The 13,016-nt window shown below is 44.9% G+C and carries 11 protein-coding genes and 1 pseudogene; 6 read left to right on the top strand and 6 right to left on the bottom strand.

Annotation, left to right across the window (positions count from 1 at the left end):
• Nucleotides 1–150: 150 nt before the first annotated feature.
• Nucleotides 151–990 carry an SDR family NAD(P)-dependent oxidoreductase gene (locus F986_RS03035; protein ID WP_004691791.1) on the top strand — a complete coding sequence of 280 codons (840 nt, stop codon included), beginning with the start codon at nt 151–153 and terminating at the stop codon, nt 988–990.
• Between the two features lie 98 nt (nt 991–1,088).
• Here the strand turns inward: F986_RS03035 and F986_RS03030 are convergent, their stop codons facing one another.
• The 5 genes from F986_RS03030 to F986_RS03010 all read right to left on the bottom strand — a co-directional run bounded on the left by F986_RS03030 (nt 1,089) and on the right by F986_RS03010 (nt 6,322).
• Nucleotides 1,089–2,456, bottom strand: coding sequence for an MATE family efflux transporter (locus F986_RS03030; RefSeq protein ID WP_004691787.1), 1,368 nt, complete (start codon nt 2,454–2,456; stop codon nt 1,089–1,091).
• A 124-nt stretch (nt 2,457–2,580) separates the two neighbouring features.
• A complete protein-coding gene (locus tag F986_RS03025) occupies nt 2,581–3,738 on the bottom strand; it encodes a methionine aminotransferase (RefSeq protein ID WP_004691786.1) in 1,158 nt (385 codons plus the stop codon).
• A 112-nt stretch (nt 3,739–3,850) separates the two neighbouring features.
• Nucleotides 3,851–5,158, bottom strand: coding sequence for a DUF445 domain-containing protein (locus F986_RS03020; RefSeq protein WP_004691784.1), 1,308 nt, complete (start codon nt 5,156–5,158; stop codon nt 3,851–3,853).
• Nucleotides 5,159–5,174: 16 nt separating this feature from the next.
• Nucleotides 5,175–5,744 (bottom strand): CC0125/CC1285 family lipoprotein, encoded by a 570-nt coding sequence (locus F986_RS03015; protein ID WP_004691783.1) that lies wholly within the window; start codon nt 5,742–5,744, stop codon nt 5,175–5,177.
• Between the two features lie 38 nt (nt 5,745–5,782).
• Nucleotides 5,783–6,322 carry a DUF924 family protein gene (locus tag F986_RS03010; RefSeq protein WP_004691781.1) on the bottom strand — a complete coding sequence of 180 codons (540 nt, stop codon included), beginning with the start codon at nt 6,320–6,322 and terminating at the stop codon, nt 5,783–5,785.
• A gap of 224 nt (nt 6,323–6,546) precedes the next feature.
• Between F986_RS03010 and gshA the strand changes: the two genes are divergently transcribed.
• Both gshA and F986_RS03000 read left to right on the top strand, forming a co-directional pair.
• Nucleotides 6,547–8,124 (top strand): glutamate--cysteine ligase, encoded by a 1,578-nt coding sequence (gshA, locus tag F986_RS03005; protein WP_004691780.1) that lies wholly within the window; start codon nt 6,547–6,549, stop codon nt 8,122–8,124.
• A 19-nt stretch (nt 8,125–8,143) separates the two neighbouring features.
• A complete protein-coding gene (locus F986_RS03000) occupies nt 8,144–8,659 on the top strand; it encodes a disulfide bond formation protein B (RefSeq protein ID WP_004691779.1) in 516 nt (171 codons plus the stop codon).
• Between the two features lie 55 nt (nt 8,660–8,714).
• On the opposite strand, the gene F986_RS02995 is transcribed toward F986_RS03000, so the two are convergent.
• Nucleotides 8,715–10,046 carry a PGAP1-like alpha/beta domain-containing protein gene (locus F986_RS02995; RefSeq protein WP_004691778.1) on the bottom strand — a complete coding sequence of 444 codons (1,332 nt, stop codon included), beginning with the start codon at nt 10,044–10,046 and terminating at the stop codon, nt 8,715–8,717.
• 240 nt (nt 10,047–10,286) lie between these two features.
• Between F986_RS02995 and F986_RS02990 the strand changes: the two genes are divergently transcribed.
• From F986_RS02990 to F986_RS18185, 3 genes and pseudogenes are all read left to right on the top strand, one after another.
• Nucleotides 10,287–10,862, top strand: coding sequence for a YqiA/YcfP family alpha/beta fold hydrolase (locus F986_RS02990; RefSeq protein WP_004691777.1), 576 nt, complete (start codon nt 10,287–10,289; stop codon nt 10,860–10,862).
• 14 nt (nt 10,863–10,876) lie between these two features.
• The gene (gene parE / locus F986_RS02985) at nt 10,877–12,757 is read left to right on the top strand and encodes a DNA topoisomerase IV subunit B (protein ID WP_004691774.1); all 1,881 of its coding nucleotides are present in this window, start codon (nt 10,877–10,879) and stop codon (nt 12,755–12,757) included.
• A 143-nt stretch (nt 12,758–12,900) separates the two neighbouring features.
• A pseudogene (locus F986_RS18185) lies at nt 12,901–13,016 on the top strand (IS5/IS1182 family transposase); the annotation flags it as partial.

Genomic DNA, 13,016 nt, shown 5'->3' with positions numbered 1-13,016 from the left:
CCACGACTCTACCTATGCGTAGGCTTTAATCTCTAGCTGGTTTTCATAGACTTGACACTTTTGGCTATTAAATTTATGACAATTGATATTGTCAATTATAAAAAAAGCATCTACAGTCGATGTACAAAGATAAAGGACAACCACAATCTCATGAAGAATTTTAAAAATAAAGTTGCGGCAATTACAGGTGCAGGATCGGGTATTGGCCAACAATTGGCACTTTTATTGGCCAAGGCGGGCTGTCATGTATCATTGAGTGATGTCAATGAACAAGGGTTGGCGAAAACAGTTGAACTGCTACAAGGCAGCAATGTACGTGTCACCACGAAAAAATTAGACGTCTCAGACCGTTTATCGATGCAAGCGTGGGCTGAAGAAACCGTACAAAATCATGGTTCTGTGAATATGATTTTTAATAATGCCGGCGTTGCTTTGGGTTCAACCGTAGAAGGTGCATCCTATGAAGAGCTGGAATGGATCGTGGGGATTAATTTCTGGGGTGTGGTCTATGGCACCAAAGAGTTTTTGCCTTATATTAAAAAAACAGGCGATGGGCATATCATCAATATTTCCAGCTTATTTGGCCTCACGGCTCAACCGACCCAGTCTGCTTACAATGCCACTAAATTTGCGGTACGTGGCTTTACCGAGTCATTACGCCAAGAGTTAGATATGGAAAACTGTGGCGTGAGCGCGTTGTGCGTGCATCCGGGTGGGATTCGAACCAATATTGCCAATGCTGCCAAAGTGAATGACAGCTTGCGTAGCATCGGGATGAACCCTGAGAAATCTGCGCAGACCTTTAATAAATTATTACGCTGTCCACCCGAAGAAGCAGCGCGTCAAATTTTAGAGGCGGTACAAAAAGACAAGCGTCGTTTGTTGATTGGCAATGATGCGAAAACGCTAGATTTGATTCAGCGTATCTTACCGACGGGCTACCAAAAAGTGACTGCTTTTGCGACCAAATTAAGCCAAAGAAAGTCTTAAAGTCATGATGTAAAAAACCCACCAAGGTGGGTTTTTTTATGCTTTATTTTAAAGAGTGTTATGGTCAAAAACGTGTTCTATCAAATATCCGTTTAGCTTTAAATGAGCGTTTCAATGGTCTTTTTCTTCCAAACAAATTGATAATAAAGCCCTTGCATGATGCATAAGCTGACAAAGGCCAGCGCATAAGCATACCAAATCCCTTGCAGTCCCCACCATTCACTAAATAAGTAGGCACAGGGCACTTCAATCGCAATAATCGCAACGATATTGATCACCATGGGCATGGTGACCGTACCGCTGGCCCGCATAATAGAGGCAAAAATGGCACTGGCACCAAAGAATAAAATGGACCACAGCACAATAAATAACAGCTGTTGCCCTAGCTCGACCACCGCATAGTCCGTGATAAAGAGTGCCATGAGGTATTTGGAGAAAAGATAAGCCAAGACCACCAAGGAGCCCGTAATGATGATATTCATGCCGAGTGCCGTACGCGTGACTTTGGCCAATAACTCGGATTTGCCTGCGCCAATGGCTTGTGCACCAAAAATCGATGCAGCAATGGCAATCGATAGAGCAGGGAATTGAATATAATTCAGAACCTGATTGACCGCGCCATAAGCTGCGGTCGCATCGGCCCCATGGCGGTTGACTAGACCCACAATCACAAGACCTGCAACCGAGGTGGTGATCATTTGAATGCCCGTTGGAACCCCTAAGCGCAGAATAATTTTACTCAGTTGACGGTCAAAGCGAATATGACGTAGCAGTTGTGCATCGAGTCGGAGTGGGTGCTGTTTATAGTTCAAATAGAAATACAAAAAGGTCAGCACGGAAACAAAGCCTAAAATGGTCGCAATAGCAGGCGCAACAATCCCCAGTTTAGGAAAGCCAAAATAACCCGCAATCAGAACTGGCGTGACACAAAGCCCAATCAAGATGGTCATGCCAGAAGCAATTAGAGGTGTCGTACTGTCTCCGACACCGCGTAAAATTGAGGTATAAATAATATATACAAACAGTAGGGGACTACCTGCCAACATCCATTGCACATAAGGTAACGAGAGATGCATGACGTCTTCATCGATACCCAAAGCCGATAAAATTGGTCGCGCAAAAACTACCCCTAAAAATGCAATAAAGCTGCCACCAATGAGAGTTATAAAAATAGTGGAGCCGACCACCGCACGGACTTTTTCAATATTCTGTGCGCCCCATGCTTGACCAACCAAGACGGTAGAACCCGCAGATAGTCCAATTACGAAGGCCATTAAGCAAAATAGGATGGGGAAGAACACCGCAACCGCTGCAATCGCCTGTACACCCATCATCTGTCCGACAAAGATGGTATTAATTGTACCCGACAGATTTTGCAGAATATTGGTGGCAATCAAAGGCATCAGGAAAATAAAAAAGGCTTTCCATAGCTTTTGCTGTTGCACCAATGGGGTGTGTGCTGACATAAGTCATCCTGAGGTTATTTTTATTACATTTCTAAGGCTTACCCTAGCATAGTTCAGTGTTGAAAAGCCGATGTATTTCAGTAAGCGAAGCCTGTTCTTGTGCATAAGCAAAGCTGAAAAAAATTTATACGCTTTGCAAAATTTCAACTGCCTGAGCCAAGGTTTGATCGGTCTTGGCAAAGCAAAAACGAATCATGCGCAAAGCCTCTGGGGCCTGCTGATAAAACACGGAAACAGGAATGCCAACAATGCCATGCTGCTCTGCCAGAAAGCGGCAAAATTCAACATCATTTAAATCGGGACGAATGTGGCTGTAGTCGACATTTTGAAAGTAAGTGCCTTGCGAAGGCAACCATTGAAAGCGTGAACCAGTTAAACCCTCAATAAAACGATCGCGTTTTGCTTGATAAAAGCCCGCTAAGTTTTGAATATGCTCAGGATGTTGCTGCATATAATTGGCCAAAGCCAGTTGTACAGGGGTCACTCCGCAGAAGTTGGCAAACTGATAGACCTGACGGAACAGTTGCATCAGCGCAGGTGTAGCGACGCAATAGCCGGTTTTCCAACCCGTCACATGAAAGGTTTTACCAAAGGAACCCACCACTACACTACGCTCACGCAGTTCAGGAAAAGACAGCGCGGAATAGTGACGTTGGCCATCAAATACCAGATGTTCATAGACTTCATCGGACAGGACTAAAATATTGCTGTCGCGAATCAGTTCAATCAGGGTGAGCCAATCTTGCTTGCTCCAAATGGCACCACTTGGGTTATGTGGCGTGTTGATAATGATCAGTTTGGTTTTGGCCGTGATGGCTGATTTGACCTGCTCCCAATCGACCGAAAAATGAGGGGGCTGGAGCGCAATATGAATGGCTTTGCCCCCAACCAAAGCCACACTTGGCGCATAGCTGTCATAACTGGGGTCGAAAATGATAACTTCATCATCCGCATGGACTACGGCTTGAATGGTGGCATAAAGGCCAATCGTTGCACCTGGGGTGATGGTAATTTCAGTCATCGGGTCGAGCTGAATCTGATCGCGCTGCGCAAATTGCTGCGCCAGTTGCTCGCGTAATAACCAGACCCCATCGCCTGGAGCATACTGATTGAAACCACTTTGAGTGGCCTGTGCTAAAGCATCCAGCAGTTCAGCAGGAGCTTCGAAGTCTGGAAAACCTTGGGATAGATTTAGGGCATTTAAGCGCTGTGCCATGGCAGTCATGGTGCTGAAAATAGTGACGCCTTGTGCAGGCAGTTTAGATGAAGGCAACTGAATCATGAATGCTTAAAAGTGTCTAAATATCAGCCCAAAATAGCATATTCATCCCCTTTTACTTATGCAAATTTTGCATGTAGGACAGGGGTAAAGCATGCATTTTTATGGATTGCTTTTATAAGAGCTGTTCAACTGCCGCGCGAATAATCCCCAGTGCTAAGCCAATAAATGCACCGACTACCACACCATTGACCCGAATCATATGCAAGTCGCCACCGACTTCATTTTCGATCTTGTCAATCATTACACTGGAGTCCCATTCGTGAATACGTTCACTGATAAAACGAATGACTTTTTCGCTGTATTGGTCACTGAGATTGACCGCAATGCCGCTGAGGCGTTGATTAAGCAAGTCTCTGACGGCTTGATTGGAGATGATGTTTTCCCCGATTTGTTGAATGGATACACGGATGTTGTGAGCAATGCCAGAGTCTGGTTTTTGTAAGTCTTGCTTAATGGCATCACATAAAATGACCACTGCACCGCTAATAAAATTCAGGACTTGTGGGCTATCTAGCAGGGCATCTTTGGTTTGGTTTAAACGCTGGCTGGCTTTACTGTCTGTGTCTGCCAGTTCGAGCATGAGCGCGTGCCCTATCGCTTCAATCTTTTGACGCCACGGATGCTCAGGATCGGCCAACATCGACTCGACTCGTTGAATGAGAGAGTCGATGGTTCTTTGCTGCACATCGATGCCAATCCAACTGGCCCCTTTGGCCAGTTTCCAGACCCCGAGTTCTTTGAACAAGGTTCGGGTTAACTCACGACTTTGTTCAGGGTGTTGGGTCATCCAGTCATGCGCCAAGTCGAGTCCGCGTTGTAATACATCTTGATGGAAATCATTTTCTAGCACTGCACGCAGCATTTCACTGGCCAAATGATTGACTTGAGTATTGCGCACCCACTGCACACTGTTACTTTGGATAAAGCGTCCGATTTGTTCTTGGCCCACAAACTCAAAGACTTTAGGCACCGTTTGTTGAATAACTTGAGTGACTTGCAGATTGTTTTGTGGGTTGGCGAGCCATTGGCCAACCGCCAAAGACAGGTCGGTACTTTGCAGGCTTTTTTCCACCACTTGTGGAGAAAGAAAATTCTCTTGTACAAAGCGGCCCATAGACTCTGCAATACGGTCTTTGTTACGGGGAATAATTTCGGTGTGATCGCGTAAAAACTTTGGAATTGGCATTTTCCCAAAGGGATTACGGAACAGCACAGTAATGGCATACCAGTCAGCCAAGCCGCCGACCACACCTGCTTCGGCGGATAACATTAAAATATGAATGACCCAGACTTTGTCTGTGGGGACAAACTTGGCAACGACCATCAGCAGCAGCCATGTCACCACTGCCGTGATTAGGGCAATGGTGGCAAAACGTTTGCTGCGTTTCAGACTCGATGGGACGGCTTGAGGCTCATTCATAGGCAGGCTCTATGCTTTATTTGCTGGTCGACGCTGGACTGCTGGGTTCAGGCGGTGGGAGCACTTCACCAGTTGGACTCAAACCATATTTTCCACCCAGCGATTTTAAAATCAGCGTGGCATCAAAGGCATCGCTTGGTGCCGATTTTTGGTCTTTAAAGCATTGAATGCTGTATGACACTTGTACGGGGTCAATGTCGACTACACGTGGTACATCGTAGAACGGATCAGGCCAAAAGGCTGGATGGCGAGAATAATAACCATATGGGTAGTAAGGCATTGGGTTTGAATACACCACGGCTTGCCTTGGTGGTTGGTTTTGGTTGCTCGGGTCATTCAGTACTTTAAAGAAGTGATAACCATTTTGCACCGTAGTTTGCGCGGCTTTGACCAGGGTAATTTCTTCAGCTGTGCCATAGCTCATATTTGGACGCGCTTGGAAGCTGATGCGATAAGTCGAAGTGTTTAAAGGCGTATTACTAAACCGACCTAACTGGTCGAAGGTTAAGGGCTTTGAGGGGGTAGAGGCACAGCCTACTAAACTCAGACCCGTCGCCAGTGCACAGGCGATTAAAATTTTCTTCATGAGATAGACTCCTTAGCACAGAGGGAGAAGCCGAACAGTTAAAAATGGCTGTTGGGCTGAGTCAAAAAATCCAGTTCTTCTTGGCTTGAGTTGCGGCCAAGGACTTGGTTCCGGTGCGGATAGCGTCCAAAACGATCGATAATCACTTTGTGACGCTGTTCAAAATCGAGGTTAATCGGATTGCCTAAGTCTTCGAACAATTTTAAAGCATATTGATGAATAAGTTTCGATTCACTATGCATAAAGGGCATATATAAAAAACTACGTTGTATGGGTGGCAGTGCTGCATCCAGTTTTAGCGTGATGGCTTCTTGCGCCAAAGCTAAGGCCAAGGCATCTTGAGCAAAGGCCAAAGGACTGTTCCGATACAGGTTTCTCGACAGTTGGTCGAGCACAATAATTTCAGCCAAACGCCCTTCAGCACTACTGCGCCAAGACCATAGCTCAGCATACGCCGCTTGTTGATGAATTGTCTTAAATTTTTCTTCGATGAGTTTATCGAACGCATCATTTTGGCTAAACCACCAGCTTTGGTTTTTGGGATCGAACCAAAAATCTAAAATTTCTTGATAATTCATAAAGTTTACAATTCTTTAGCATTTATTCTTCAATACAATCACACTTTTGACATGTCTAATAGCGTAACTTTGTGATAAATATTTTCCGAAAAAATAGAACAGATGGTTTACTTGAAAATAGGACTGGGTGTAATGTGCCGAATTAAAATCACGTTATACTGATATAAACTGATGATTTTATTTTATTCGTCGTTGTATTGTTTCTTCCAAAAAGTGAGATTGTAATGGGTCAACCCGCATCTAAATCTACAGCTGTGTTACCGACTTGGGTCAATTCATCACTTTTGCAAGGGATGTTACGCGGGATTGAGCGTGAAAGTCTGCGTATGCAAAGTGATGGTTTTTTATCACAAGCCGATCATCCGCAAGCTTTGGGTTCTGCGCTGACTCATCCGCATATCACGACGGATTATTCGGAAGCTTTATTAGAATTTATTACACCGCCCCAGCCTAGCATTACTGAGGCGTTGCATTATTTAAAAGACATTCATAGTGTGGCGCATCGTCATTTGGAACATGGTGAAAAGCTCTGGCCGCTGTCGATGCCATGTATGTTGGATGACAATGACGATAAAATTCGCTTAGCCCAATATGGCAGCTCAAATATCGGGAAGTTCAAGACCTTGTACCGTCATGGTTTAGGGGTACGTTATGGTCGCCGTATGCAAACCATTTCAGGTTTACACTATAACTTGTCTTTTCCTGATCAGCTGTTTGAACAATTACAACAACATGAAACAGATGAGGCACTAAAAGCCTTATCTGCACAAGACTATCGTAGTCACCGCTATTTTGGTTTGATCCGCAACTTTATTCGCCTTACGCCGTTGGTCATGTTTTTGGTCGGGGCAAGTCCATCGGTCTGCCAGTGTTTTATGACAGGGCGTGAACATCATCTGTTGCCATTGCTGCGCGGGACCTTGTATTTACCGTATGCAACTGCTTTGCGCATGGGACGTTTTGGTTATCAAAACTCAGCACAAAAGCAGCTCGGTATTCATTACAACAATATCGATGGTTATCTCGAAGGCCTACAAAAGGCAGTCAAAACCGCTTATGCGCCATTTAGTCGCTTAGGCCTCAATGATGCGCAGGGCGAACCGATTCAAATTAATGATCATGTCCTGCAAATTGAAAATGAGTACTACAGTTTGGTACGGCCAAAGCAAGTACCGCAAGCAGGTGAAACGCCATCACAAGCGCTGAGCAATCGTGGTGTCGGTTATGTGGAACTACGTGCGGTGGATGTGAATCCGTATAGCCCAATTGGGATCAATGAAGATACCGCAGGTTTCTTAGAAGTGCTGGCGCTGTATTGCTTACTGCTGGATAGCCCAGATTTATTACCTGCAGAGCAAGATCAAATCGAGAAAAACCAAGCGGAAGTGGTCAATCGTGGTCGTGCACCGAATGCTGCAATTACTGTGGGTGAGCAATCGTTCCCAATTGAAGCATGGAGTCAGTCTCATTTAGAGGCGATGCAAGAACTGGTTGTGTTGTTAGATCAGTGCTATGGCACCACACTCTATAGCAAAGCGATGACAGTCATGCAACAGAGAGTCGCTGAAGTTGATGATACTTTGTCGGCGCAGATGATCGAAGATACTCTGGAAGCGGGTGGGACATGGGGCTTTGGTAGCCAAATGGCCGCACAACATGCATCGAGTTATGAGCGTCATCAGTTGAGTGCAGAGACATGGGCTTATTTTGACGATTTAGCCACGCAATCACTGCAACAACAACAGCAATTAGAGCAAGACAGTCAACTGAGTTTTGAACAGTACCTTGCACAATTTAGATAAAAAATTAAGAGGATTGACCATGCAATGGAGTTATCGCTTCGTGAGTGGTGTTTTGGTTTTAGCCAGTATCATCGGGATGGCCTTTGCCTTGTATTTAGAGCATGGCCCGCTACAGTTAAACCCATGTCCACTCTGTGTGTTCCAACGTGTGGGACTGATCGGACTGGGGATTATTTCGCTGATTGCCTTTTTGCATAACCCCGCATCGAATGGTTTTAAACGTTTTTATGCATTTTTAGGCAGCCTCTCGATCTTATGGTCCGCAGGTGTGGCAGCACGTCACGTTTGGTTACAGAGCTTACCACCTGATCAAGTGCCGAGCTGTGGCCCAGGCTTGGATTATTGGTTAGACACGTTGCCGCTGCGTGCTGTGTTTGAGCAAGTTTTAACAGGTTCAGGTGAATGTGCACTGGTAGATTGGACTTTCTTGGGTCAGTCTTTACCTGTCTGGTCGTTGGTGTTTTTTGTGGTACTGGCGTTGATTAGCCTGTGGCAACTGTTGCGTAAATATCCAAGCCACGCGAAGAAAAAATAATAAAGATAAAAAAAGCCAACGTCATGTCGGCTTTTTTATTGGATGTATCAGTGGTTTAGGTGAGTGCAATGCCTTCTAAGTCGTCCAGCCCGATCATGTATTCATGCACTTGACCATATTCAGTTTCGGTTGGATTTGGATAGAACCAATTGACGATTTGTTCGGCAACACTGGCATGGGTGTGTAGCTCAAAATGGTTTAAGCCGTAGAAAATAGCTTTATGTGAATCGGGGACTTTTAGTTGAAAGCGTGGATTCATATGCTCGCCTAAAGCACTTTTCACACTGACCAAATAATCCCCAATCACATTGAGCGCACGATATTTGCGATGCTCAAACTCAATCGTACCTGCCACCAAAAAGGTGTTGATATGAGAGGGCAAAGGGGCTGGCTTACGATTGTCATCAACATGACCAATACGCGCTTCATTATGTTCCCAGTCATCATCCCGTACACTACCATGACGTAAGTCTAAAATACCGTTGCTGCGAATGTTGACGATATGCCCAATAATTTTGACAAAAGGGAAACGTCCCAATTTGTCCTGCAAATGAAAGCCAAAACGTTCTAAAGCCGCACCATGATGGGGAGAACCAATACAGACCATGTTTTCCACCACGTGAATCCAGCTTTGCATATTTTGTTTGCCGTAGAACAGCGCACTGCGTGAAACCAGTCCGCCCATACTGTGTCCAATCAGATCAATCGAGCTAATCCGTGGGTTACGGTTGAGTAAATCTTGTAGTGAGTTGGCTAAGCTACGCCCATTGGCTGAAATACGACGACCCGTGTTGTAGTTGAGATATAGCATGGTATTTTGTGCACGTTGCGCCAGCAGTTTTTCCCCTATACCGCCATAACGCGCCGTGCTCCAGTACAAATGGTTCATGCATAGACCGTGGACCATAATCACCACGCGACCAGACAACTCGCCTTGCTGGATAGCACCGTAATGATCATAAAACACCATCGGTAGCGCCACAGGGTTGTGATATTTCAGTAAATAGTCGCCCAAAACGCCGTTGATTGCACCAACTAAATAATGCATGGTTGGGGTTAAGGGTTTGCGATGCAAATTTGGAAATTTTTCAATGATATGACGCAAACTTGGCGCCAATAAATAGCTACCGTAGTTTTGCAAGGTATTGAAGGAAAACTGGTAAATTTTTTCAATTGACCGTGTCGACAGAAACTTCTTGGAACTGGTTTCATTCATCCCAAATATACTGATTAAAATTTCCCGTTGAATGGCCTGAATTAAATCGTGGACGACATCGCCTAAGCGGGTTGTCACCAACTGAGCAATCCCTTCAAGCAGGTCGGCTTGGCTGGGAGGAGTACGATCCCATTTACAATAGGTCTCGTGCAGAGGCGTTAAACTTGGCATTTTTTCTACCCTTGTGTTTCTGTGTCCAAAGGGACTTTATTTTTTTCAACGATCACGGTATAAATTCTTAGCACTCTAGCTTATCTAATTCATCTCGAACAACTTTTACAATAGCGATGAATACACAGATGACCTTATTTTTTTGTCTGACAATTTTTATATCCATACAAAATAATACAGTCGGCTGATGCTATCTCTTTTGAGTTCAATAAAAATGATGTAGAAGAGTAAATGTACAGCATGAATATTATTTATTTACATGGCTTTCAAAGCAGTTCCTTATCGATTAAAGGTCAATTGCTGAAACGCTATTGCGAATCTCGTCCACAGTGGCATGTGCATTTGCCAGACTTGAACATGCCGCCACATTTGGCCTTAGAAAAATTGGCCGCCTTGATTCAGGAGCTGGATCAGGTGGTACTGGTGGGCAGTAGTTTAGGTGGCTTTTATGCGACACAACTGGTCGCGAAGTTAGCAGTGCCGGCTGTGCTGATCAATCCAGCTATGCAACCATGGCACTTGTTCCGAGATCTATTTGGTGCGACTCGACTGCCCTATAAAGTAAATGAGCATTGGACGCTTGATGATGCGCAATTGGACTATTTAGAACAGATTGAACTGCCATTTGTGCAAGATGCAGACAAAATTTTAGTGTTATTGCAACAAGGCGATGAAGTTTTGGATTATCGTGAAGCACAGCGCTATTATAATGGCGCAGCGCTCGTGATCTCGGAAACGCAAGGCAATCATGCGATGGAAGATTTCGCAGACAAAATACCGATGGCATTACAGTTTTTATCGGACTGCTTAAAATAAGGAAACAGTACAACGTGTCTCAATATACGGCTCAATCGCTTGAAGTATTATCTGGTTTAGATCCGGTACGTCGTCGTCCCGGCATGTATACCGATACCACACGCCCAAACCATTTGGCGCAAGAGGTTATTGATAATGCAGTCGATGAGGCACTGGCTGGTCATGCCAACAAAATTACCGTCACCGTTTATAAAGATGGTTCGCTTTCAGTAGAAGACAATGGTCGCGGCATGCCTGTCGATATTCACCCCGAATATGGTCAAAGCGGGATCGAGATCATCCTGACCAAGCTGCATGCAGGTGGTAAATTCAGTACTGACAACTACCAGTTTTCAGGTGGATTGCATGGCGTAGGCATTTCCGTGGTGAATGCTTTATCTAGCCGAGTCGAAGTAGAAGTTCAGCGTCAAGGCAACCTTTACCAAATGGCGTTTGAGCAGGGTGAACCGACTGCACCCTTGACGGTGCTAGAAGGTAAAGCTCCGAAGCGTGCGACAGGGACCACCGTTCACTTTTGGCCTGAAGCCAAATATTTTGATTCACCGAAATTTGCCTTGAAAGCGCTGAAGCACAACTTAAAAGCCAAAGCTGTTTTGGCGGCAGGTTTGCAAATCAATTATGTCGACCAAATCAATGACGAAAAAATCGTTTGGCAGTTTGAAAATGGCCTCGTCGATTATTTGATGGATGAAATTGAGGATCGTGAGATTCTGCCTCATCCAGCCTTTGTGGCAACAGGAGATGCTGAGCGTGCCAGTGCCGAATTTGCCATTTGTTGGAATGTCGATGGCGGTGAGTTGGTTCAAGAAAGCTATGTGAACCTGATTCCCACTGCGCAGGGCGGGACTCATGTGAATGGTTTACGCTCAGGTGTAACTGATGCGATGCGCGAGTTTTGTGAACTGCGTAATTTGCTGCAACGCAATATGAAGCTGTCGGCTGAAGACGTTTGGGATGGTGTGAACTATATTTTGTCGTTGAAGTTCCAAGAGCCACAGTTTTCAGGCCAAACCAAAGAGCGTTTATCCAGTCGTGAAGCGTCGGGGATTGTCCAGAACATTGCCAAAGATGCTTTTGCACTGTGGTTGAACCAAAACTCCGATATTGCCATGCAGTTGGCAGAAATGGCGATCTCGAAAGCAGGTCGTCGTCTGAAAGCTGCGAAAAAAGTTGAACGTAAGAAAATTGTGGCAGGTCCGACTTTACCCGGAAAATTGTCAGACTGTGTTGGACATACCCTAGAAGAGTCTGAACTGTTCATTGTGGAAGGTGATTCTGCGGGTGGTTCAGCCAAGCAGGCGCGTGATAAAAACTTCCAAGCGATCATGCCTATTCGTGGAAAAATCTTAAATACGTGGGAAGTCTCTTCTGATGAAGTCTTGGCTTCGCAAGAAGTGCATAACATTGCCATTGCGATCGGGGTCGATCCGGGGTCGGATGATTTATCAGAATTACGTTATGGCAAGATCTGTATCTTGGCCGATGCTGACTCGGATGGTCTACACATTGCGACGCTGCTGTGTGCTTTGTTTGTGAAACATTTTCCGATCTTGGTTGAAGAGGGACATCTGTATGTGGCGATGCCACCGCTGTATCGAATTGATGATGCAAAAGATGTGCACTATGCCTTGGACGATGACGAGCTCGAAAGCATGTTAAAAAAATGCAAAACCAAGAACCCGCAAATTACTCGATTTAAAGGTTTGGGTGAAATGAACGCAAGCCAACTGCGTGAAACCACACTAGATCCAAACACACGCCGTTTGGTGCAATTAGATTTGGATGACAGTCATTTTACTGCAGGTTTATTGGATAAATTGCTGGCAAAAAAACGTTCGAGTGACCGTAAAGAATGGTTAGAGCAGAAAGGTAACTTGGCCGAGTTAGTGGTTTAATTGTAGATTGTAGGATAAGTTTATAAAATTGTAGGAATAGTCTATAAATTATGTAGGATAAGCTTATAAAAAGACTTATAATTCGAACAGGCTTTGTTGCACAAACCTATCTGTAAAGGGTTTTTCAGCGATATAATTTTCAAATGAAGAAGCCTACACACAAAATCTACCGCACAACCAATTGGCCCGCATATAACCGAGCACTCATGAGTCGCGGAAATATTGCCATTTGGTTTGATCCTGCTACGCAATGGTATGC

It is taken from the genome of Acinetobacter johnsonii CIP 64.6, assembly GCF_000368045.1.
Classification (GTDB): Bacteria; Pseudomonadota; Gammaproteobacteria; order Pseudomonadales; family Moraxellaceae; genus Acinetobacter; species Acinetobacter johnsonii.
This window is presented reverse-complemented; position numbering and strand designations above follow the sequence as displayed.

Coding starts and splice junctions, on each gene's coding strand:
- F986_RS03025 (WP_004691786.1), bottom strand. CDS start 3,738: ATGATTCAGTTGCCTTCATCTAAACTGCCTGCACAAGGCGTCACTATT.
- F986_RS03030 (WP_004691787.1), bottom strand. CDS start 2,456: ATGTCAGCACACACCCCATTGGTGCAACAGCAAAAGCTATGGAAAGCC.
- F986_RS03035 (WP_004691791.1), top strand. CDS start 151: ATGAAGAATTTTAAAAATAAAGTTGCGGCAATTACAGGTGCAGGATCG.
- F986_RS03000 (WP_004691779.1), top strand. CDS start 8,144: ATGCAATGGAGTTATCGCTTCGTGAGTGGTGTTTTGGTTTTAGCCAGT.
- F986_RS03015 (WP_004691783.1), bottom strand. CDS start 5,744: ATGAAGAAAATTTTAATCGCCTGTGCACTGGCGACGGGTCTGAGTTTA.
- F986_RS03010 (WP_004691781.1), bottom strand. CDS start 6,322: ATGAATTATCAAGAAATTTTAGATTTTTGGTTCGATCCCAAAAACCAA.
- F986_RS02995 (WP_004691778.1), bottom strand. CDS start 10,046: ATGCCAAGTTTAACGCCTCTGCACGAGACCTATTGTAAATGGGATCGT.
- gshA (WP_004691780.1), top strand. CDS start 6,547: ATGGGTCAACCCGCATCTAAATCTACAGCTGTGTTACCGACTTGGGTC.
- F986_RS02990 (WP_004691777.1), top strand. CDS start 10,287: ATGAATATTATTTATTTACATGGCTTTCAAAGCAGTTCCTTATCGATT.
- F986_RS03020 (WP_004691784.1), bottom strand. CDS start 5,158: ATGAATGAGCCTCAAGCCGTCCCATCGAGTCTGAAACGCAGCAAACGT.